Source organism: Vibrio glycogenivorans, from assembly GCF_051660965.1.
In the GTDB taxonomy this organism is placed as follows: domain Bacteria; phylum Pseudomonadota; class Gammaproteobacteria; order Enterobacterales; family Vibrionaceae; genus Vibrio.
The window spans coordinates 19,487-41,390 of the sequence record NZ_JBPVIS010000024.1 but is presented as its reverse complement, the minus strand read 5'-3'; the positions used below and the strand labels follow the sequence as shown (position 1 = coordinate 41,390).

The 21,904-nt window shown below is 50.8% G+C and carries 19 protein-coding genes, 1 tRNA gene and 1 rRNA gene; 10 read left to right on the top strand and 11 right to left on the bottom strand.

Annotation, left to right across the window (positions count from 1 at the left end; genetic code table 11):
• Window positions 1-2: 2 nt before the first annotated feature.
• Window positions 3-118: ribosomal RNA gene (gene rrf / locus ACSTTG_RS23690) — 5S ribosomal RNA — on the top strand.
• 93 nt (window positions 119-211) lie between these two features.
• Window positions 212-302 (top strand) — tRNA-Ser (locus ACSTTG_RS23685).
• A 150-nt stretch (window positions 303-452) separates the two neighbouring features.
• On the opposite strand, the gene ACSTTG_RS23680 is transcribed toward ACSTTG_RS23685, so the two are convergent.
• Entirely contained in the window at window positions 453-782 is a 330-nt protein-coding gene (locus tag ACSTTG_RS23680; protein ID WP_438476564.1) for a DUF3135 domain-containing protein, read from the bottom strand.
• Window positions 783-1,091: 309 nt separating this feature from the next.
• On the opposite strand from ACSTTG_RS23680, the gene ACSTTG_RS23675 reads away from it, so the two are divergent.
• Both ACSTTG_RS23675 and groL read left to right on the top strand, forming a co-directional pair.
• A complete protein-coding gene (locus tag ACSTTG_RS23675) occupies window positions 1,092-1,382 on the top strand; it encodes a co-chaperone GroES (RefSeq protein WP_438461252.1) in 291 nt (96 codons plus the stop codon).
• A 57-nt stretch (window positions 1,383-1,439) separates the two neighbouring features.
• A complete protein-coding gene (groL, locus tag ACSTTG_RS23670; RefSeq protein ID WP_438476562.1) occupies window positions 1,440-3,086 on the top strand; it encodes a chaperonin GroEL in 1,647 nt (548 codons plus the stop codon).
• Between the two features lie 145 nt (window positions 3,087-3,231).
• Here groL and glpX read toward each other — a convergent pair whose 3' ends face one another.
• Window positions 3,232-4,239, bottom strand: a complete 1,008-nt coding sequence (glpX, locus tag ACSTTG_RS23665) for a class II fructose-bisphosphatase (protein ID WP_438461250.1) — start codon at window positions 4,237-4,239, stop codon at window positions 3,232-3,234.
• Between the two features lie 255 nt (window positions 4,240-4,494).
• Here glpX and zapB point away from each other — a divergent pair, with 255 nt between their 5' ends.
• Window positions 4,495-4,737 carry a cell division protein ZapB gene (gene zapB / locus ACSTTG_RS23660; protein WP_438461249.1) on the top strand — a complete coding sequence of 81 codons (243 nt, stop codon included), beginning with the start codon at window positions 4,495-4,497 and terminating at the stop codon, window positions 4,735-4,737.
• 62 nt (window positions 4,738-4,799) lie between these two features.
• Here zapB and metF read toward each other — a convergent pair whose 3' ends face one another.
• From metF to ACSTTG_RS23645, 3 genes are all read right to left on the bottom strand, one after another.
• Window positions 4,800-5,696, bottom strand: coding sequence for a methylenetetrahydrofolate reductase (gene metF / locus ACSTTG_RS23655; protein ID WP_438461248.1), 897 nt, complete (start codon window positions 5,694-5,696; stop codon window positions 4,800-4,802).
• A gap of 212 nt (window positions 5,697-5,908) precedes the next feature.
• Window positions 5,909-8,323, bottom strand: a complete 2,415-nt coding sequence (locus tag ACSTTG_RS23650; protein ID WP_438476561.1) for a bifunctional aspartate kinase/homoserine dehydrogenase II — start codon at window positions 8,321-8,323, stop codon at window positions 5,909-5,911.
• A gap of 1 nt (window position 8,324) precedes the next feature.
• Entirely contained in the window at window positions 8,325-9,491 is a 1,167-nt protein-coding gene (locus tag ACSTTG_RS23645; protein ID WP_438476560.1) for an O-succinylhomoserine (thiol)-lyase, read from the bottom strand.
• A 210-nt stretch (window positions 9,492-9,701) separates the two neighbouring features.
• On the opposite strand from ACSTTG_RS23645, the gene metJ reads away from it, so the two are divergent.
• Both metJ and ACSTTG_RS23635 read left to right on the top strand, forming a co-directional pair.
• On the top strand, window positions 9,702-10,022 hold the full coding sequence (gene metJ, locus ACSTTG_RS23640) for a met regulon transcriptional regulator MetJ (protein WP_438461245.1): 321 nt from the start codon (window positions 9,702-9,704) through the stop codon (window positions 10,020-10,022).
• 73 nt (window positions 10,023-10,095) lie between these two features.
• Entirely contained in the window at window positions 10,096-11,103 is a 1,008-nt protein-coding gene (locus tag ACSTTG_RS23635) for a substrate-binding domain-containing protein (RefSeq protein ID WP_438476558.1), read from the top strand.
• A 48-nt stretch (window positions 11,104-11,151) separates the two neighbouring features.
• Here ACSTTG_RS23635 and edd read toward each other — a convergent pair whose 3' ends face one another.
• Together edd and ACSTTG_RS23625 are read right to left on the bottom strand one after the other, a co-directional pair.
• The gene (gene edd, locus ACSTTG_RS23630; RefSeq protein ID WP_438461243.1) at window positions 11,152-12,948 is read right to left on the bottom strand and encodes a phosphogluconate dehydratase; all 1,797 of its coding nucleotides are present in this window, start codon (window positions 12,946-12,948) and stop codon (window positions 11,152-11,154) included.
• The gene (locus ACSTTG_RS23625; RefSeq protein ID WP_438476557.1) at window positions 12,948-13,466 is read right to left on the bottom strand and encodes a gluconokinase; all 519 of its coding nucleotides are present in this window, start codon (window positions 13,464-13,466) and stop codon (window positions 12,948-12,950) included. The genes edd and ACSTTG_RS23625 overlap by 1 nt, the downstream gene beginning before the upstream one ends.
• Window positions 13,467-13,617: 151 nt before the next feature.
• On the opposite strand from ACSTTG_RS23625, the gene ACSTTG_RS23620 reads away from it, so the two are divergent.
• Window positions 13,618-14,994, top strand: coding sequence for a GntP family permease (locus ACSTTG_RS23620; RefSeq protein ID WP_438461241.1), 1,377 nt, complete (start codon window positions 13,618-13,620; stop codon window positions 14,992-14,994).
• Window positions 14,995-15,003: 9 nt separating this feature from the next.
• Complete coding sequence (locus ACSTTG_RS23615) at window positions 15,004-15,615, top strand: bifunctional 4-hydroxy-2-oxoglutarate aldolase/2-dehydro-3-deoxy-phosphogluconate aldolase (protein ID WP_438461240.1); 612 nt, start codon at window positions 15,004-15,006, stop codon at window positions 15,613-15,615.
• A gap of 166 nt (window positions 15,616-15,781) precedes the next feature.
• Here the strand turns inward: ACSTTG_RS23615 and gorA are convergent, their stop codons facing one another.
• The 3 genes from gorA to ACSTTG_RS23600 form a co-directional block, all read right to left on the bottom strand.
• The gene (gene gorA / locus ACSTTG_RS23610; protein WP_438476555.1) at window positions 15,782-17,137 is read right to left on the bottom strand and encodes a glutathione-disulfide reductase; all 1,356 of its coding nucleotides are present in this window, start codon (window positions 17,135-17,137) and stop codon (window positions 15,782-15,784) included.
• 212 nt (window positions 17,138-17,349) lie between these two features.
• Window positions 17,350-18,048 (bottom strand): glutathione S-transferase family protein, encoded by a 699-nt coding sequence (locus tag ACSTTG_RS23605; RefSeq protein ID WP_438461238.1) that lies wholly within the window; start codon window positions 18,046-18,048, stop codon window positions 17,350-17,352.
• Between the two features lie 169 nt (window positions 18,049-18,217).
• On the bottom strand, window positions 18,218-19,057 hold the full coding sequence (locus ACSTTG_RS23600; protein ID WP_438476554.1) for a 23S rRNA (adenine(2030)-N(6))-methyltransferase RlmJ: 840 nt from the start codon (window positions 19,055-19,057) through the stop codon (window positions 18,218-18,220).
• A gap of 193 nt (window positions 19,058-19,250) precedes the next feature.
• Here ACSTTG_RS23600 and prlC point away from each other — a divergent pair, with 193 nt between their 5' ends.
• The gene (prlC, locus tag ACSTTG_RS23595) at window positions 19,251-21,293 is read left to right on the top strand and encodes an oligopeptidase A (RefSeq protein WP_438476553.1); all 2,043 of its coding nucleotides are present in this window, start codon (window positions 19,251-19,253) and stop codon (window positions 21,291-21,293) included.
• A 146-nt stretch (window positions 21,294-21,439) separates the two neighbouring features.
• On the opposite strand, the gene ACSTTG_RS23590 is transcribed toward prlC, so the two are convergent.
• Window positions 21,440-21,895, bottom strand: coding sequence for a DoxX family protein (locus ACSTTG_RS23590; protein ID WP_438461235.1), 456 nt, complete (start codon window positions 21,893-21,895; stop codon window positions 21,440-21,442).
• Window positions 21,896-21,904: the final 9 nt, after the last annotated feature.

Sequence of the window (21,904 nt, the reverse complement as noted above, 5' to 3'; positions counted from 1 at the left end):
TGCTTGGCGACCATAGCGATTTGGACCCACCTGATTCCATGCCGAACTCAGAAGTGAAACGAATTAGCGCCGATGGTAGTGTGGGGCTTCCCCATGTGAGAGTAGGACATCGCCAGGCTATTATTTATTTTCACTTTTTCGAAAAGTGAAGACAAAAGACAATATCGAACTAAAGCAGTAATAGTAAGACTTTGGTGAGATTACATATTGTGGAGAGATGGCTGAGTGGTTGAAAGCACCGGTCTTGAAAACCGGCATACGTTAATAGCGTATCTAGGGTTCAAATCCCTATCTCTCCGCCACATACTAAGCCCAAGTCGAAAGACTTGGGCTTTTTTACGTCTAAGGGACGAGAAGCGTGTACGCTATCTCTTCGAGGTGCGAGGCATTGTAATGCTCTTCCTCATTCCCCGAAGGGCATAGCCCGTCCTCGAACCTCGCCCCTGAAATGTCTAACTCAAAGAATCTTCGCGAGCACCAAAGTTAATGACATTTCCCTGCTTATCATCAAGCTTTCCCTCACTCAGCACCTGGCGAAATTTTTGAAACTGGACGAGCAATTCACGCCTAAGCAAGACGTTGGCGTGAATGGGGTTTTTACTTTGGCTGACGAGTCTGTCTAGGTGGCTCTGCTGTGCCCTCAGTCGTTGCTGCATTTGAGGTGAAGAGGCATCGATACAGGCTTGGCATAATGATGCTTTGAGCTCATCAAAGGCTTTAGGATCTTTTTGTGCGAGCTCTGCTAACTCATCAAAGCTCGGTAGGGCTGGGTGTGTCGTCATAATCACCATCCATGTCAATGACTTCACTTTAATTGTATGCAACCAGTTTTCACGCCGAGCACAATCTGTGCTCTTTCTCACAACTAAGAAGCTTTGGCTAACCTCAACTCGATGAAGCGTCCATTTTTGGGCCGCTAATCGCATTTTTTTTATTTCTACCCCTTGGGTTTGCTCGAAACACACCTCATATAAAGTCATAACAAGGTTCTGCAATGCGTTGTAATAAATGCGCTGCGAGAAATGCATTGCGAAAAGGCATTGTGGGACAATCACCTAACTAAACATGGAAATTATCAGGAGAGACGACCAATGAACATTCGTCCATTACACGACCGAGTTATCGTTGAACGCAAAGAAGTTGAATCAAAGTCGGCTGGCGGCATCGTTTTAACTGGTTCTGCTGCAGAAAAATCAACACGCGGTGTGGTACTTGCAGTAGGTAAAGGCCGTATCCTTGAGAACGGCTCAGTTCAGCCGTTGGACGTGAAAGTTGGTGACACAGTGATCTTTGCTGAGGGCTACGGCACTAAGACAGAAAAGATCGATGGTAAAGAAGTTCTTATCATGTCTGAAAACGACATCATGGCAATCGTTGAGTAATTTTTTGCTCTGATTCAAAAACGACTCAAAAAACAGAATTAAGAAAGGAAACTAAAGATGGCTGCTAAAGACGTTAAATTTGGTAATGACGCTCGCGTAAAAATGCTTGAAGGTGTAAACGTTCTGGCTGACGCGGTAAAAGTAACACTGGGTCCAAAGGGCCGTAACGTAGTTCTAGATAAATCTTTTGGTGCACCGACCATCACTAAAGACGGTGTATCAGTTGCGCGTGAGATTGAGCTGGAAGACAAGTTCCAGAACATGGGCGCACAGATGGTAAAAGAAGTTGCTTCGCAAGCCAATGATGCTGCTGGTGACGGTACGACGACGGCGACTGTACTGGCGCAATCTATTGTTAACGAAGGCCTTAAAGCTGTGGCTGCGGGCATGAACCCAATGGATCTTAAGCGTGGTATCGACAAAGCAGTTATCGCTGCGGTTGAAGAGCTAAAAGCGCTTTCTGTTCCATGTGCAGACACTAAAGCGATTGCTCAGGTAGGTACTATCTCTGCAAACTCTGACACCAGCGTTGGTAACATCATCGCTGAAGCGATGGAAAAAGTCGGTCGTGATGGCGTTATCACGGTAGAAGAAGGTCAGGCTCTACAAGATGAGCTAGATGTAGTTGAGGGTATGCAGTTTGACCGTGGTTACCTATCACCTTACTTCATCAACAACCAAGAAGCAGGCTCTGTTGACCTAGAAAACCCATTCATTCTTCTTATCGACAAGAAAGTTTCAAACATTCGTGAGCTACTACCAACACTAGAAGCGGTAGCTAAGGCGTCTCGTCCGCTACTTATCATCGCGGAAGATGTAGAAGGTGAAGCACTAGCAACCTTGGTTGTGAACAACATGCGCGGTATCGTGAAAGTCGCTGCAGTGAAAGCACCAGGCTTTGGTGACCGTCGCAAAGCGATGCTACAAGACATCGCGATCCTAACCGGTGGTACGGTTATCTCTGAGGAGGTGGGTCTTGAGCTTGAGAAGGTTGTTCTAGAAGACCTAGGTCAAGCTAAGCGCGTGTCTATCACTAAAGAGAACACAACGATTATCGATGGTGTTGGCCAAGAAGCGATGATCCAAGGTCGCGTGGCGCAGATCCGTCAACAAATCGAAGAAGCGACCTCTGATTACGACAAAGAGAAGCTACAAGAGCGTGTTGCTAAGCTTGCTGGCGGTGTTGCCGTGATCAAGGTTGGCGCTGCGACTGAAGTTGAGATGAAAGAGAAGAAAGACCGCGTAGAAGACGCGCTACACGCAACACGTGCAGCGGTTGAAGAAGGCGTGGTTGCTGGCGGTGGTGTTGCACTTATCCGCGCAGCATCAAAAATCACTGAGCTTGAAGGCGACAACGAAGAGCAAAACGTGGGTATCCGCGTAGCACTACGTGCAATGGAAGCGCCGATTCGTCAAATCACCAAAAACGCTGGTGACGAAGAGTCTGTGGTTGCTAACCAAGTTAAGCAAGGTGAAGGTAGCTACGGCTACAACGCAGCAACTGGTGAGTACGGCGATATGCTAGAGATGGGTATCCTTGACCCAACAAAAGTAACTCGTAGCGCACTACAGTTTGCCGCTTCGGTTGCTGGTCTAATGATCACCACAGAAGCAATGGTAACAGACCTGCCACAGAAAGATGCTCCAGCAATGCCTGATATGGGCGGCATGGGTGGCATGGGCGGCATGCCAGGCATGATGTAAGCCAGCCGATTAAACTAAAAAGGGTCCTCAGTGAGGACCCTTTTTTGATCTCAGCAACAATCCGTAAAATGTCGCCGCAGGTAACACCTGAAATGGACACAAAAAAGCGAGGTACATGTACCTCGCTTTTTTAGAATCTTATGAATTATAAGATGATATCGCGAACCTCAGGGTCTTTACGCTCTAAGTAGTGCGTCGACTTGATGCGACGAATAGTGCGACAGCGACCACGGATCAGTAGGGTCTCTGTTGTGGCGATATTACCCTGGCGAGTGATGCCCTCAAGCAGGTCACCCTTGGTGATACCGGTTGCGGCAAATACAACGTTATCACTGCGCGCCATATCTTCCATACGCAGCACTTTGTGCGCCTCAACACCCATCTCTTCACAGCGACGTAGCTCAGCTGCGCCGTAGATGCGGTTTTCTTCGCTGTCACCTTTTACATCGTGACGCGGCAGTAGGCGACCGTGCATGTCACCGTCTAGGGCACGGATAACGGCTGCAGAAACCACGCCTTCAGGCGCGCCACCGATACAGTACATTAGGTCAACTTCACTGTCTGGCATACAAGTCAGGATAGAAGCTGCAACGTCACCATCTGGCACAGCGAATACGCGTACACCCATTGCTTGCATCTCTGCAATGACAGCATCGTGACGAGGCTTAGCTAGGGTAACGACAACGAGGGTATCAACTGATTTACCGAGCGCTTGAGCAACATTCTCTAGGTTCTCTTTCAGTGGCTTATTGAGGTCGATGCAACCTTTAGCGCCAGGGCCAACAACCAGCTTTTCCATATACATGTCTGGTGCTTTTAGGAAGCTGCCTTTCTCGCCCGCTGCGAGTACAGCCAGTGCATTGGACTGACCCATTGCCGTCATGCGAGTCCCCTCAATAGGGTCAACCGCGATATCGACAGCATCACCACCGATACCGACATTTTCACCAATGTACAGCATTGGAGCATCATCAATCTCACCTTCGCCGATCACGATCTCGCCGCTGATCTCGGTTTTATTTAGAAGGGCGCGCATGACTTCAACCGCAGCGCCGTCCGCAGCGTTTTTATCGCCACGTCCTAGCCATTTGTAACCTGCTAGGGCAGCACCTTCCGTAACACGTGAAAAGGCCATTGCTAAATCGCGTTTCATGATGACTCCAAACAATATTTTAGGGGAAAGAAATTGGACGCGCAGATTCTAGCATAGTCGGGCGTAAACGTTTGCTTTTTTGCTTAACGCAGATCAAATCAGCGCTTATTGACAGGAGAAAGTCAGAGGTGGTTAAATCTCAGGCAGATGGCACAATTTCTTAAGATAGCAGGTGTTTCTGCACAAATGGCTAGGTAGAATGGGGCATACAGTGAAGAAAACCTTCATTCAAACGGATAATAAAGGTAGGCGATGATGTCTTTTGAAGTATTAGAGCAGTTGGAAGCAAAGATCCAAACCGCAGTTGACACTATCACTCTTCTGCAGATGGAAGTAGAAGAGCTGAAACAAGAAAAATCACAACTAGAAACTGAAGCGACAGATCTCCGTTCAGGCCGTGAAGCCTTGGAAGTAAAGGTTCAGCAGATGCAACAAGAGCATCAAGCTTGGCAAGAGCGCATTCGCGGTCTGCTAGGTAAAATGGACGAAGTTGAGTAATCGACGCCAGAATTAGAAAGAGCTGACCAAGGTCAGCTCTTTTGCTATCTACTGCTTTGTGATTAAACCACCTTTGGACGCACGCCTAGGGTGTGACATAGGGCGTAGGTCATTTCTGCACGATTGAGGGTGTAGAAGTGGAAATCTTTCACGCCCTCACGGCTTAAGATACGCACCATATCGATGGCTTGGCTAGCACCGACTAGCTGACGGGTCGTGATGTCATCATCCAGCCCCTCGAACTGTTTCGCCATCCAGTTTGGTACCTTAACGCTGTTTTGCGCAGCAAAGCGTGAGGCCTGCTTAAAGTTCGACACCGGCAAGATGCCCGGTACGATCTCGACATCAATCCCTGCTGCTACGCAGCGGTCACGAAAGCGCAGGTAGCTCTCAACATCAAAGAAGAACTGGGTGATAGCGCGATTCGCTCCGGCATCCACTTTGCGTTTTAGGTTAAGTAGGTCTGCTTGAGCACTCTTTGCTTCTGGGTGAACTTCAGGGAAAGCGGCGACAGAGATATCAAAGTCGTGGCGAGATTTGAGCAGTTCAACCAGATCGGAAGCATACATATCCGGCTTACCACCCCCCGGTGGAATATCTCCACGTAGCGCGACGATGCTCTCAATACCGTTGTGCCAGTAGTCATCCGCAATTTGGATCAGCTCTTCACGTGAGGCATCGATACACGTTAGGTGCGGTGCCGCAATCAGGCCAGTTGCCGATTTGATCTCTTTGATGATGGAATGAGTGCGGTCGCGCTCACCCGAGTTGGCACCGTAGGTCACCGAGACAAACTTCGGCTTGAGTGTTTTTAGGCGATGAACCGAATCCCACAATGTCTGCTCCATTTTCTCGCTGCTCGGTGGAAAAAATTCAAACGAAACATTGATGTTCTCATCTGATAACTCAGCGATATTTTGGTTAAGCGCATCGATATGGCTTGCGTGTGTGTAGCCCATAACATTCTCCCTGTGGTGAAACGGCACCGAAATCTGAATCCTTTAATCGACGTATAGACGTCTATATGGCTACAGAATGTAATGAAAGTGGATTAATGTCAATGGGATTGGTGTGAAATTTCTGCGTCAGATGAGAAGAAATCAATGACTGACGGAGTGGGGATATCGATGAGGGGCTGCTAAGCCAGCCCCTTTGCTTGTTTTACGCTAGATCACAGTCGGCTGGCAAGCAGATTAATATCCGATTGCAGCGCGCCGGCCGTGACTTCTCGACCTGCACCTGGGCCGCGGATCACCAGTGGATTGTCTTTATACCACTTACTCTCAATCGCAAAGATGTTGTCGCAAGGTAGTAGGTTAGCCAGAGCATGCTCGCGGTTAAGCGCCTCTACGCCGACCGTTGCGGTGCCATTTTTCTCAAGACGCGCAACGTATCTCAATACCTTGTCTTCGCGCTGAGCCTTCTCTAGGCGCTCTGCTAAGGCATCGCTAAGGATAGTGCCATTATCAAAGAAATCATCCAAACTCATGCTGCTGAGCGCCTCTGGCACCAGAGACTCTACCTTAACGCGCTCGGGCTCGATATGCAGTCCTGATTCGCGTGCCAAGATAACCAGTTTACGCATCACATCAGAGCCATCGAGATCGCAGCGCGGATCAGGCTCGGTTAAGCCCTGCTGCCAAGCCAAGTCGACCAACTCACTAAATGGAATCGAGCCATCATACTGCTGGAAGAGCCAAGACAAGGTGCCAGAGAAAATCCCTGATAGAGCGACAATCTCATCACCGCTCTCGCGCAGGTCACGCACGGTATGGTTTATCGGTAACCCTGCGCCCACAGTGGCGTTGTAGAGCCAGTGTCGGTTGATTTTGGCAAACGCATCTTGTACTTGATGGTAGTACTCGCTTGAGGCTGAGCCTGCGACTTTATTCGCCGAGATCAGGTGCATGCCTTGCTGGGCAATATCGAGGTACTGACCCGCTAATGTGGCACTGGCCGTGACATCGAGCACCACAGCGTCGTCAAAGCCGGTCATTGCACCGAGTTGCTCAATCCAGGCATTGCCATCATTAGGCACGGCTTCTTCACTAAAGTGCTCAGCCACCAAACTTGGGTCAATGCCTTGTGGGTTAAACCAGTATGTTTGGCTATCAACCACGGCAACCAGCTCAAAGCTCATGTTGTGACGTTTTTCGAGCTCTTGTTTTTGGTGGGTAAACAGCTCTAGCCAGCTTGAGCCTATGTTGCCTTTGCCACACAGGGCAATCGCAACGCGCTTTTGCGCTTGAAACAGTTGTGAGTGGATCTCAACAACGAGTGGCTCAGTATCCTGCTTGCGCGTGACGGCCACTAAGCTTAATCCCGACTCTGACTCACTGATAAACTCAATCGCAGAGCTTTTGAGTTGCTGATAGAAGCCAAAGCTGTGGGTCGCGTTTTTACCAACGCCAGCCCCCACTGCCGCGAGCAGGGAAAAGCCCTCTTTGAGCTTAATCTCCGCCTCAATTGCGGCATCTTGTAGGAAGGCAAGTGAGCCATTGGCTATCTCTTGAGTGTACGCTAGGCGCAGCATGTATTGATCGGGCTGCGAGTCATAAGACAAAGGCTCTAATTGAGCGCGCTTGAGCTTCTCAAGCACTTCTCGCTCGGCGCGTTGATAGTCGTGGTTATGAGAGAAGCGCAGCTGGATCAGCAAGACATCATCGAGTGAGGTGATAATCTTGGCTCCGCGGCCAGAGGCAAGGACACGCTCGATGCGAGTTGAGCCCGCTTCTGGTTCGTAGCTGCATCGTAGGTGCAAGTCCATGGTGCTTTGAGCAACAGGCTGCAAGGTACGGCTATGCAGCACGGGCGCAGCGAGGCGAGCGAGTTCATTGGCTTCATCGAGGCGCAATAATGGCAGCAGACAGGCATCGTTAACCAGTCTCGGGTCGGCACTGTACACACCGGCCACATCACTCCAGATCGTCACACGCGAGACTTCCGCCAGGGCGCCAATAATCGTTGCGGAGTAATCCGAGCCGTTTCGACCGAGCAATACGGTTTCACCGCGGAAGTTTTGCGCCATAAAGCCGGTAAAGACGACACGATGATGACTGTGTTGGGCCAGGAGCTCTTTGAGCAATGGATAAGACGCGCCGCGGTCGATCTCTGGCTGAGTGCCGCTTTCTGCGCGTAAAAACTGGCGAGAATCTTCTGCAACGGCTGCCAGGCCTTGTTCACATAACACTGCTGCCAATAGGCGTGCTGACCACATCTCACCATGGCCAAGCACAGACGCTCTGATCTTTGGATTAATCGGATAGGCCAGCTCCCCAAGGGCGCTAAACTCGGTGATTACGTTATCCAGTAGGCGCGCCTTACTGGCTTCATCCTGGATTAGCTCTTCGACTAATTCCAATTGGAATTGGCGCAGGGCCTGCAAGGTCTCGTGGGCGAGTCGGCCATCTCTCTCTAGGTTATCCAGAAACTCAATCAGCTGATTGGTGGTCTTGCCTGCGGCAGAAACCACCACCAGATCCTCGCTCGATGAGTAATCGCGCAGGATACTCACCGCCTTTCGATAGCACTCCGCATTGGCAAGGCTGCTACCGCCAAATTTGTGCAACTGACGCTGTTGAGTCATGTTAAAACGCCTCCTTAGCTTTGGTGAAGGCTTGTTCTAGGTCAGTAATAAGGTCTCGATGATCCTCAAGCCCGACAGAGAGGCGTAATAGGTATTGCGAGATCCCAGCTTCTGCTAGGGCTTCTTCTCCCATTGCGCGGTGAGTCATAGACGCAGGGTGACAGATCAAGCTTTCTACGCCACCTAGCGACTCGGCAAGTGAGAACAGCTCAAGTTGAGCGACGAAGAATTTCAACTGTTCGAACGAGCCGGCAAATTCAAAGCTTAACATCGAACCAAAGCCTGACTGCTGTCTTTTAGCGATCTCATGGCCTGGGTGACTCTCAAGGCTTGGGTGGTGCACTTTGCTGACTAGTGGCTGCTCGACCAGATAGTTGAGGATGTGCTGTGAGCTCTCTTCATGGACGCGCATGCGGGCGCCTAGCGTGCGAATTCCACGCAGGGTCATGTAGCTATCAAATGGTGTACCGGTTGCTCCAATGCAGTTACCCCACCAAGCGAGCTCCTCGGCATGCGCTTCGGTTTTGGTGATCACGACGCCACCAATCACATCGGAGTGGCCATTGATGTACTTAGTGGTAGAGTGGATAACAAAATCCGCGCCCAGCTCAAGTGGCTTTTGGTACACAGGTGTCAAAAAGGTGTTGTCGACGGCAACTAGGGCGCCGACTTTTTTGGCCTCGGCGCAGATTGCAGCAATATCAACCACACGAACTAAGGGGTTTGACGGGGTTTCAAGTAAGATTAGCTTGGGTTTTTGTGCCATGGCGCTGGCGAGTGCATCGTTGTCGGTTTGATCGACAAACTGTACTTTGAAGTCACCCTTTTGCGCTCGGGTGTTAAACAGACGATAGGTTCCACCATAGCAATCATGTGGCGCAATAATCAGGTCATCGGGACCCAAAAACGCCGAAACCCATAGATTAAGCGCGGAAGTGCCGCAGTTGGTGACGACGGCCCCACAGCCTGACTCTAGCTCGTACAAAGCTTGCTCAAGTAGCCCTCGATTTGGATTGCCAGAACGCGTATAGTCATACTTAGGCACATCCCCAAAGGCTGGAAAGCTGTAGTTGGTCGAGAGATAGATGGGGGGAACAACCGCATGGTGTTGAGTGTCTGATTCGATGCCAGTGCGAACGGCAATGGTGGCAGGCTTGCGTGCGCTCATATGAGTGTCCTTCCCAAAAAAATAATTGTGCTTCACAAAACCGTTACACCGACGGGGTATAACGGTATAAAATTCCATTAGCAGACACTTTACTGTTCCCACAACAAGACGTCAATACTTCTAGACGTCTATATGTCTTTGCTCTTAGCCTTAAATCCGGCTAAAATATCTCCCTTACTCACTCCAAACAAAAATGACTAAAGGTTTCTCATGGCAGACTGGAATGGCGACTACACTAGCCCATATGCTGAGCATGGCAAAAAAAGCGAACAGGTAAAGAAGATTACCGTGTCAATTCCGCTTAAAGTACTGAAAGTATTGACGGATGAGCGTACGCGTCGTCAGATCAACAACCTGCGCCATGCCACCAACAGCGAGTTGCTGTGTGAGGCATTCTTGCATGCGTACACCGGGCAACCTCTGCCAACCGATGAAGACTTGCGTAAAGACCGCCCTGATGAGATCCCGGCTGAAGCCAAAGCGCTGATGACCGAGATGGGGATTGAGTTTGAAGCGTTTGATGAAGAGTAGCGTGTAGGCTGCTCTCAATAGGATTGTGACAGGTGGGCGTGCGCTGACCTGTCTTTTAAGATCTCAGGGATATATGGTTCAACACAGTAAAAAGAGACGTACCACTCTACAAGATATCGCCGACCAGGTTGGCGTCACCAAAATGACCGTGTCGCGCTATATGCGAGACCCGAACTCCGTTGCAGAAAAAACCCGGATTAAGATTGCTCAGGTCGTCGAGGATATCGGCTATATCGAAAACCGAGCGCCTGCGATGCTGGCAAACTCGTCGAGTAAAGCCATCGGTATCCTATTGCCTTCTCTGTCTAACCAGATCTTTGCCTCGTTTGTGCAGGGCGTAGAAACGGTCACTAAGGCTAATGGCTACGAAACCTTGATTGCGCACTTTAGCTACGATGAGCAAGAGGAAGAGAGCAAGATTGCCTCGCTGCTCTCTTATCAGGTTGACGGCTTGATCTTGACCGAGAGTCATCACACTCAGCGTACGCTGCAGATGATTAAATCCGCCGGTGTCCCGGTGGTTGAGACCATGGAGCTGCCAGAGCAGCCGATTGATATGGCGGTCGGCCTAGATCATATTGCTGCTTCTTATGATGTGACTAAGCAGATGATTGCCGCTGGCAAACGCTCCGTCGCCTATTTTGGTGCACGTTTGGATACTCGAACCCGCCTACGTATGGCTGGTTATGACAAGGCGGTGATTGAGGCTGGTTTCACGCCGAAACATATTCTGACGGAGGCGCACTCGAGCTTCTCGATGGCGGATGACCTTCTAGATATGGCCTTTGCACAATACCCAGATCTTGATGGTGTGTTTTGCACCAATGATGATATCGCCGTCGGGGTACTACTGAGTGCCCAGCGCAGAGGTATTCAAGTGCCAGAGTCACTGTCTGTGGTGGGGTATAACGCGCTCGATATCGGTAATATCGTCAGCCCTAAACTGACCAGTGTCGATACGCCACGCTTTGAGATTGGGGTCAAAAGTGCCGAGCTGTTGGTCGCGCGCTTAAAAGGCGAGCCCATCGAGAACCACAGTGTAGATATGGGTTATCGAGTCAACTCTGGAGAGAGTATCTAAATAAAAATGGAGCCGACTGGCTCCATTTTTAGTTCTACGCGTAAGGGGTTAAACGATAAAGCTTGCACCGTCTTCAGCGCTCGAGACACTCTGTCTTAGGACGCTAAATAGGTTTCTTCCCCAAGTCTGCTGATTCGCCTCGGTATCGATCGCGAGTGGCTCACGTCCAGTCATATCAGACAGGTTGTTTAGCTCACCCGTTTCACAGTTGAGCTGGAGCCTATCGCCGTCACGGACCAAGCCAATCGCACCGCCTCGCAGGGCTTCTGGTGATAGGTGGATCGCTGATGGGATTTTGCCTGAGGCGCCAGATAAACGACCATCGGTGACCAAGGCCACTTGGTGGCCGGCTTTTTGGATATTACCCAAGATAGGCATAAGCTTGTGCAGCTCTGGCATGCCATTCGCCGCAGGACCGTTGTGCGTCACAACCACGACGCAGTCTTTGTTAAGCTCGCCACGCTGATAGGCCGCTTCAACCTCATGCTGACACTGGAAAACCACGGCAGGGGCTTCGATGATGCGCTGATCAGCTTTTACCGCTGACACCTTAACCACCGCTTTGCCTAAGTTGCCATCCAGTACGCGCGTTCCGCCCGTTTTCTGGAATGACTCATCACAGGCTGCAATCACGCTTGGATCCGCGCTTTGTGTGCACGTATGCCAGCTTAGCTTGCCATTTTCAATCTTAGGCAGGGTCATCTGGCTGGCAAAGTCACCAAACGCTGGTGTGACATCGCGATGTAGCAGCTGTGATTGATCCAGACGATGCAATAAGGCTGGTACGCCACCAGCCTCTTGGAAGGCGTTCATGTCCGCCGGGCCATTTGGATAGACACGGGCCAGTAGAGGTACTACCTCAGACAGGTCGCTGATATCTTGCCAAGTCAGCATCAGACCGGCTGCGCGAGCGACGGCGATCATGTGGATGGTGTGGTTGGTGCTGCCACCTGAGGCAAGTAGGGCAACAATACCGTTGATAAGGCTTTTCTCTGTCACTACTTCTGCAAGCGGGCGGAAGTTTGCTGAGCCTGCGCTCATCGAGGCAATCTTGATCGAGGCATGCTCAGTTAGGGCATGACGCAGCTCTGAATGTGGGTGGACAAATGCCGACCCCGGTAGCATCAGACCCATGGCTTCGAATACCAATTGGTTGGTATTCGCGGTGCCATAGAAGGTACAAGTACCCGGGGCATGGTAGGCGCGACACTCCATATCAAGCAGTGCTTCTTTACCCACTTCACCCGCGGCATACTTTTGGCGCACATCGACTTTTTCATCGTTGCTGATCCCGGTTGGCATCAGACCTGCTGGGATAAATGCGGTTGGTAGATGGGCATAAGTCAGTGCGCCCATCAGCTGTCCTGGGGCAATCTTGTCACAGATGCCGAGTAGTAGGGTGGCATCAAACAGGTTATGGCTCAGTGATAGAGCGGTAGACTGAGCAATCAGATCGCGAGAGAACAGCGACATATCCATGCCCGCCTGACCTTGAGTCACGCCATCACACATCGCGGGTACACCGCCGGCTACTTGGGCGGTATGACCATAGCCTGCTAGTGTTTGCTTAATCTGATCAGGGTAGGTTTGGTAAGGCTGATGCGCGCTGAGCATATCATTGTAAGAGCTGACCAGAGCGATGTTGTTGCGAGTAAAATCAAGCAGTTGTTCTTTTTCTGCTGAACAGGCCGCGGCTACCGCGTGGGCGAGGTTACCACAAGTCAGGGCTTTACGGCCCTTACCTTGCTCTGCCTGTTGCTGAGTGCGGGCTAGGAATGCGGCGCGTGAGGCTTGGCTGCGTTCGACAAGTCGTGCGGTAACGTCGAGGATCACTGAATGCGTCATTATGCCACCCCTTGTGTTGCTTGCAGTTGTGCTGCAGCGCGCTCGACGACATCATCGATGCTGCCTTCAATGCTCACGATAAGGGTTTGTGGCTCACCATCTGGGCGCTCAAGGGCATCGAACTGACTCTTCACCATGTTCTCTTTCATAAAGTGGCCCTTGCGCATGCGCATGCGCTCGAGGATCAGGTCCATATCACCGTCAAGGAAGACGAAGGTCACGTTGCTATTACCCTCGCGAATTTGGTCGCGATACTTCTTCTTTAGCGCCGAGCAGACAATGATGCCGTGCTCATTCTTATTTTCTAGGCTGTACGCGGCATCGCGAATACGCTCGAGCCAAGGACCGCGGTCCTCATCGTTGAGCGGTTGTCCAGAGGACATTTTCTGAATATTTGCACGTGGGTGGAGGTCATCTCCATCGATGAATTTACGTCCTAATCTGCTTGCCAAATGTTCACCAATGGTACTCTTTCCACAGGCACAAACACCCATCACAATGACACTACTACCAGCCATAACTTATCCTCATAACAAATTTTGCGCGTGATCTCACTTTTGGATTTCACTTTAAAATATGGGTTTATATTATTCATGTTATCGGTAACATGTTACCCGTAACTGAGATAAAAGTGAACTACATCACAAACAATCATTAAAAGGTGAAATCATGGAGCAGTTAGCCCAAGTCTCTGACCCTACCTACCTACTAACCATTGCTGCAGTCGCGATAGCTGCACTTTTGTTATTGATTATTAAACTAAAAGTCCACGCGTTTGCTTCGCTTACTATCGTAAGCTTAGGCACGGCAATCGCGACGGGTGTTTCTTCTGATCAAGTTGTACCGACGATGATGGGGGGCTTTGGTGGCACATTGGCCTCTGTTGCTCTACTCGTTGGTCTTGGCGCCATGATCGGTAAGATTCTTGAAGTGACCGGCGGGGCGAAAGTTCTGGCAGATACCCTGATTGGTCGCTTTGGTGAGGAGCGTGCTCCTCTAGCTCTAGGTGTTGCCTCGCTGCTATTTGGTTTCCCAATCTTCTTTGATGCGGGCCTAGTGGTGATGATGCCAATCATCTTCAGTGTTGCGGCTCGCTTTGGCGGCTCGCCAATCAAGTACGCACTACCTTCAGCCGGTGCCTTTGCGGTGATGCACGCATTTGTACCGCCTCACCCAGGGCCGGTCGCGGCAGCGGAGTTCTTAGGTGCGAACATCGGTCTACTGCTTGTTGTTGGTATCCTCGTTGCTATCCCAACTTGGTACCTAGGCGCTTACCTATTTGGTCTGTATGCGGGTAAGAAGTTTGATATCCCACTATCAAAAGCCTTCTTTAACAGCGATACCGTGATCGATGAGTCTAAGCTGCCAAAGTTCGGCACAGTAATGACCATCTTGGTTCTGCCGGTTCTGCTTATCTGTTTGGATACTGGTCTTAATACGCTGGCGGTTGCGGGTGTGATTGAAGGCTCAACACCAACGGTTGAATTCTTGCGTATGCTGGGTAAAACCCCGGTAGCTCTATTGATCACCTTGATTGTGGCGCTGGCTGTGTTTGCTAAAGACTACGGCATGGCAAAACTTGAGAAGCTGTGTGGTGATTCTCTAGCACCTATCTGTGGTGTTATCTTGGTGACTGGCGCCGGTGGTATGTTTGGCGGCGTGCTGCGTGCAAGTGGTATTGGTGACGCACTGGCAGGCGTTCTGACTGACACAGGCATGCCAGTGGTTGTCGCCGCGTTTGTTATCTCTACTTGTTTGCGTGTTGCTCAAGGCTCGGCAACCGTGGCACTGACGACGACGGCTGCTCTGATTGCACCAGTGGTCACGGCATCAACTGGCCTAAGCGAGCTTGACCTGTGCTTTATCGTGATTGCGATTGCTGGTGGCGCAACGGTGCTGTCTCACTTCAACGATTCTGGCTTCTGGCTAGTGTCTCGCCTGCTTGAGATGGATGAGAAGACCACACTAAAAACTTGGACTGTGATGGAAACCCTGCTGGGCACAATCGCTTTCCTTATCGTTGCTATCCTTAGCTTCATTCTGTAAAGGTTCGCTATGAAGACGCTAGAAGAGCAACTCAAACAAATCAAAATCGTCCCGGTTATTGCAATCAACGATGTCGCGCATGCTGAGCCCTTGGCAAAAGTGTTGGTGGACAACGGCCTACCTTGCGCGGAAGTGACGTTTCGCACGCCAGCGGCGGCGGAGTCGATTGCCAAGATGCGCACGGCTTACCCTGAGCTATTGATCGGCGCAGGTACCGTTTTGACCACAGAGCAAGTGGATATGGCGATTGAGGCTGGTGCGGACTTTATTGTCAGCCCAGGTCTTAACCCGACGACAGTCAAATACTGTCAGCAGCGTAATATCGCGATTGTTCCTGGGGTCAACAACCCAAGCCTGGTTGAGCAGGCGATGGAGCTTGGCCTAAAAACGCTGAAGTTTTTCCCAGCTCAGCCGTCTGGCGGCGTGCCGATGCTCAAAGCACTCTCGGCAGTCTACCCAGTGAGCTTTATGCCTACTGGTGGCATTACCCCTGCTAATGTTGATGACTACCTTAGTTTAGGCTCAGTCCTCGCCTGCGGCGGCACGTGGATGGTACCACCAGAGATGCTCGATAATGGCGACTGGGATGGTATTGCTGCGTTAGTTAAAGCACTCAATTAAAACAGGGGCGGGGTTCGAGTAACGCTGCGCTCCGAGGTGCGAGTATATCGAGCAAGTGAGAAATTCCTCGTGCCTCGTAGGGCAACGCCCGTCCCCGAACCCCGAACCTAAAAAACGAAAGGGTCATCATTACGATGACCCTTTTGCTATTTAATCGACGTTGCGCTTAGCGCATCGTGACAAATTCTTCAGACCCTGTTGGGTGGATAGCGACAACCGCATCAAAGTCCGCTTTGGTGGCGCCCATCTTCATTGCTACGGCAAAGCCTTGGATCATCTCGTCGACGGTAAAGCCGATACCGTGCAGACCGACAACCTTCTCATCTTCACCCGCGCAGACTAGCTTCATCTTACATGGTTGGCGGTGTTGAGTGACGGCAGTGTACATCGCGGTGAAGCCTGAGGTGTAGACCTTAACGTTGTCTTTACCATATTGCTCTTCTGCTTGCTCGGTGGTCAGACCGATAGTACCGATTGGCGGGTGGCTAAATACCACGGTTGGAACTAGGTCGTAGTCCATCTTAGCGTCTGGCTTGTTGTTGAACAGGCGCTCAGACAGCTGACGACCAGCTTTCACTGCCACAGGGGTCAGCTCGATACCACCTTCCATGATATCACCAACACAGTAGATGCCTTCTACGTTGGTTTGTTGGTACTCGTCTACCTTGATGTAGCCGCGATCGTTAGTCGCAACACCTGTCGCTTCTAGGTTGATGGCATCAGTTGCTGGGTGGCGACCGATGGCCCAGATCACTTGGTCTACATTTTGGCTATTGCCGTTCTCTAGATGCAGCGTCAGGCTACCGTCAGCCTCTTTGACGATCTCTTTTGGTGTTGAGTGGTTGTGCAGGGTTGGACCTTCCGCTGCCATCACCTCAACCAAGGTCTCAATGATCATTGGGTCGAAGCTGCGAATCGGGGTCTCTTTACGGCAGAACAGGTGAGTCTCAGTGCCAAGCGCGTGTAGTACGCCAGCAATCTCAACCGCGATGTAGCCTGCACCAATTACGGCAACGCGCTTTGGCTGCTCGCTTAGATCAAAGAAGCCGTTCGAATCAATACCGTACTCGGCACCCGGAATGCTAGGGATGCTTGGACGACCACCAACAGCAATAAGGATGTGATCCGCCGTGTAGTGCTCACCGTTGACTTCGACAGTGTTAGCGTCAACAAACTGAGCAAAGCCTTTGATGACGTTAACCTTGTTGTTGCCTAGTACGCGATCGTACGACTGGTGGATACGACCGATGTACGCCTGGCGGCTTTCTACTAGTTTGGCCCAATCGAAGCCTTTTACATCGACATCAAATCCGTAATCTGGAGCGTAAAGGTTGATCGCCTCTGCGACCTGCGCACCGTGCCACATCACTTTTTTCGGCACACAGCCTACGTTGACACAGGTACCACCGAGGTCTTGGGCTTCAATTAGAGCGACCTTTGCGCCGTACATCGCTGCGCGATTTGCTGACGCGATACCGCCGCTGCCACCACCGATACAGATATAGTCAAAATGCGTTGCCATTACTTTCTCCGAGAGCTTATTAAAATTGTTTGTGGATCAGATCGACCACAGCTAGGCCTAATCATAAAACGAGTCTAGCAACTTTCGCTAATGGGAAAAAGCGGCTTTGCTTATGACTAATAACGATTAATCATTGAATTAGCCTGGCTAAAAGCCAGGCATCGTTCGTCAAATACTGCATTTAGAGTGCTGTTTACACTAGTGTAAGGTGCCTAACCACAGCAGCTCGTTGAACCACAGTCGCGAAGTGGTGGGTGACTATCTTGCTTGGCAAGATAGGTATTGGTGAGATAAAAATCGATAAAACGCGCCTCGAAGTCATTCGAGACACTCTTCTCTGCTAGCCCAGTTTGTAGCAGTTGCGTTTGCCATGCTTGAACCTTAGGTAGTCCACATAATAAATCGTAGCCGCTGTGCTGCTCAACGATTGCCGCTCGATGCAAAAGGGGCAGCCAGGCGATATCGACATTGCTCAGCATATCGGATTTAAAAAAGCGGCTTTGACCCGAGAGTTGTTGTTCAGCTTTATTAAAGGCCACTCGCAACTTAGCGACTCGCTGCTCGAATGTTGTTTGGTCTTTGCTGCTCATTGCGCCGCACTGGGGAAGGTAGTGTTTGCTGCCCAGATAGCTCCAAGCTCGATCAAGCGCGCGCTGCTCATGGCTAACCTCTGGCTCTAAAGCGCCGTACTGGTCTTCAATATACTCAACAATTGCATCCGACTCGAACAGTGCGACACCCGATTCGGTGACCATCACCGGAACCTGACCATTAGGAGAAATATCGAGAAACCACTGAGGCTTATCACGCAGACTGATGTACTCAATTTGGTAAGGAAGTTGCCTTGCTTCCAGAGCGGCTGTCACGCGCTGAACAAAAGGACAAATCGTAAAACTAATAATCTTAATCATAAGGCTCTCACTAGTAAAAATAACGGATTTACCAATAAGACGCACTCAATCAAAAAAAGACGAAAAATAAATTCAAATAAGTAAGGAAAGATTGTTTGAGGAGCGCAGCACGCGCTAAATACTCGCTCCCCGAAGCAAAGCGTCCCCGCCCCTCGCCCCTATAAGGGGGTTATTCAGGCACGACCCACTCAACCTTAAAGTGGCCCGTGGCTGGCGCGATGGCTTGCTTAAGAAACGGCAGAATGGCGTTCATCTGGCTCTCAAGCTTCCACGGCGGGTTAATCACAATCATACCTGAGGCCGTCATGCCACGCTCGTTGGTATCCGGTGACACGCCAAGCTCGATCTGAAGGATCTTTTTGATCCCTAGGCTTTCTAGCCCCTCAAGCATATCGTCAATATCATGACGGTTTACCACTGGGTACCAAATCGCGTAGATACCGGTTGCCCAGCGCTTGTGGCTTTGAGCAATTGCAGAGACCACATCGCGGTACTCTTTAGCCAGTTCATACGGCGGGTCTATTAGGACTAAGCCACGGCGCTCTTTTGGCGGTAGGCTCGCTTTAAGACGCTTGAAACCGTCTTCTTTAAAGATTTTGACCTGACGGTCGCGATGAAACTCTTGCTCAAGCAGTGGATAATCACTTGGGTGGAGCTCAGTGAGAACCATGCGGTCTTGCTCACGCAGTTGTGCACGAGCCACACATGGTGAGCCGGGGTAGTAACGCAGGGTGTCGCCGTTATTAAGGACCTTGATCGAGTCTAGGTAGCTGGCAATCTCTTCAGGGATATCGCTTTGCTGCCATACGCGCGCGATGCCTTGTTTGTACTCGCTGGTCTTTTCTGACCACTCGTGGGTCAAGTCATAGCGGCCAACGCCAGAGTGGGTGTCGTGATAGACAAATGGCTTATCTTTCTGCTTGAGGGCATCAAGGATCAGGCTTTGAACAATGTGCTTCACAACATCAGCGTGATTGCCGGCGTGAAAACTATGACGATAACTTAGCAAAGTGGACTCTCAAAACGCTGTCTAGAGCGTATAAGGTGAATAAAACAGTTAGCCTTGATTATACGTCACTATTGAAATTTGCTGAACCTACCTATATTTAGATAGGAACGAAATAAAAAAAGACTGACGAATACGCTACTTAGCACCGCCAGCACCCTGGCTCATTACGTGCTTTGCACCACAAGGAATGATTATGTCTAATCCATTGTTGACGTTTACCGATTTACCGCCGTTTTCTCAGATCAAACCTGAGCATGTTAAACCTGCTGTCGAGCAGGCGATTTCTGATTGTCGTACCAAGATTGATGCACTGTTGGCAGACCTTGAACAGCCGAATTGGCAGAGCCTAGTGGCACCGATTGAGCAGGTGGATGATCGCTTAAGCCGCATTTGGTCACCTGTGAGCCATATGAACTCGGTAGTGAACAGTGAAGAGCTGCGCGAGGCTTACGAGAGCTGTCTGCCACTTTTGTCTGAGTACGGCACTTGGGTCGGCCAGCACAAAGGCTTGTTTGAGGCTTACAAGGCAATCAAGGCCAGTGAGGAGTTCGATACGCTCACTCAAGCACAAAAGAAAACCATCACAGATTCGCTGCGTGATTTTGAGCTTTCGGGTATCGGCCTCCCAGCTGACGAGCAGCACCGCTACGGCGAGATCAGTAAGCGTATGTCTGAGCTTGGCTCGCAATTTTCGAATAATGTCCTTGATGCCACTATGGGTTGGACCAAGCAGATCACAGACCCTACAGAGCTTGCTGGTATGCCGGAATCGGCGATGGCCGCTGCTCAGGCTGCGGCGCAAGCCAAAGAGCTTGAGGGCTACCTGATTACGCTAGACATTCCATCTTACCTGCCGGTAATGACCTACTGTGATAATCAAGCACTGCGTAAGGAGCTGTACGAGGCCTACGTGACTCGCGCCTCTGATCGTGGCCCCAATGCGGGTAATTGGGATAACAGCGAGATCATCAATGAGCAGCTTAAGCTGCGTCATGAGATCGCACGTATGCTTGGCTTCAATACCTTTAGTGAAAAGTCGCTGGCGACCAAGATGGCAGAGACGCCAGATCAGGTGCTGGGCTTTTTGAATGACCTGGCAACCAAAGCCAAGGCTCAAGGCGAGCGCGAAGTAGAAGAGCTGCGCCAGTTTGCGAGCAAAGAGTTTGGTGTTGATAGCTTGGAGCTGTGGGATATCGCTTACTACAGCGAGAAACAAAAGCAGCACCTATTCCAGATCTCGGATGAAGAGCTGCGCCCATACTTCCCTGAGCAGAAGGTGGTGAGTGGTCTATTTGAGGTGCTCAAGCGCGTATTTGGTATGCGTGTGGAAGAGCGTCAAGGTGTCGACACCTGGCATGAGTCAGTACGTTTCTTTGATATCTTTGATGCGCAAGACGCTCTGCGTGGTAGCTTTTATCTAGACCTGTACGCTCGTGAGCACAAGCGTGGCGGGGCATGGATGGATGAGTGCCGCGTGCGTCGCGTTAATGCCGATGGTGAACTGCAATCGCCAGTGGCGTACCTAACTTGTAACTTCAACCGCCCAGTGGGCGATAAGCCAGCATTGTTTACCCATGATGAGGTGGTGACCTTGTTCCATGAGTTTGGCCATGGTATCCACCATATGCTGACCCAGGTTGATACGGGCGCCGTATCGGGCATCAATGGCGTGCCTTGGGATGCGGTTGAACTGCCAAGCCAGTTCTTGGAAAACTGGTGTTGGGAAGAAGAGGCGCTGGCGTTTATCTCTGGTCATTATCAATCGGGTGAGGCACTACCGAAAGAGATGCTAGAGAAGATGTTGGCGGCGAAGAACTTCCAGTCAGCGATGTTTATCCTGCGTCAGCTTGAGTTCGGCTTGTTTGATTTCACTCTGCACACCGAGTTCGACCCTGAGGTTGGCCCACGAGTGCTTGAGACATTAGCGCAGGTGAAGAGCAAGGTCGCCGTGCTACCAAGCCTAGAGTGGAACCGCTTCTCGCACAGCTTCAGCCATATCTTCGCAGGCGGTTACAGTGCCGGTTACTACAGCTACCTATGGGCAGAAGTCTTGTCTTCCGATGCCTTCTCACGCTTTGAGGAAGAGGGGATTTTCAACCAAGAGACCGGTCAAAGCTTCCTGAATAATATCCTTGAGATGGGTGGCAGTGAAGAGCCTATGGAGCTATTCAAACGCTTCCGCGGCCGCGAGCCACAAATCGACGCCTTGCTACGTCACGCAGGCATCTCGGCTTAAAGCCAGGGGCGAGGTTCGGGGACGGGCTTCGCCCTACGGGGAGCGAGGAGTTTCCCAGTGTCGATTGAGATCGGGGAATAAGCAGCCAATGAGGCCTTATTCCTCGCTACTCGAAGCGCAGCGTCCCCGCACCTCGCCCCTGCGCTTTAGCGCGCCATGACTCGGCGGACTTGGCCGTCGGCGGATAGAGGGCCGGGTCCCCAGACGATTACGATAAGAATCATTAGTCCCCATAGCTGGTGGTCATAAAAGCCTTTCTCCCACAGTAGTGGGTAGGAGACCACGGCGATAATATTGAACACAAATAGAATCGCGGCCATTGGGCGGGTGATAAAGCCAATCGCTAAAAATACTGGCAGGATCAGCTCCGCGGCTGTGCCCATATAGGCTGCCATCTCCCATGGCAAGATTGGCACCTGATACTCGTACTCGAACAGGAATAGTGTGCTGTCCCACGAGGCGATCTTGACTAAGCCTGAATTGAAAAAGACCCAAGCGACCCATAAGCGGCAAAATAGCAACAGCAGCGGCACAAAGACCTGTTGGGTCTGCTCAATCAAGCGGTCATACAGCTCAATACTTCCCTTTATATTGTTTGTCATGGCGGCGTC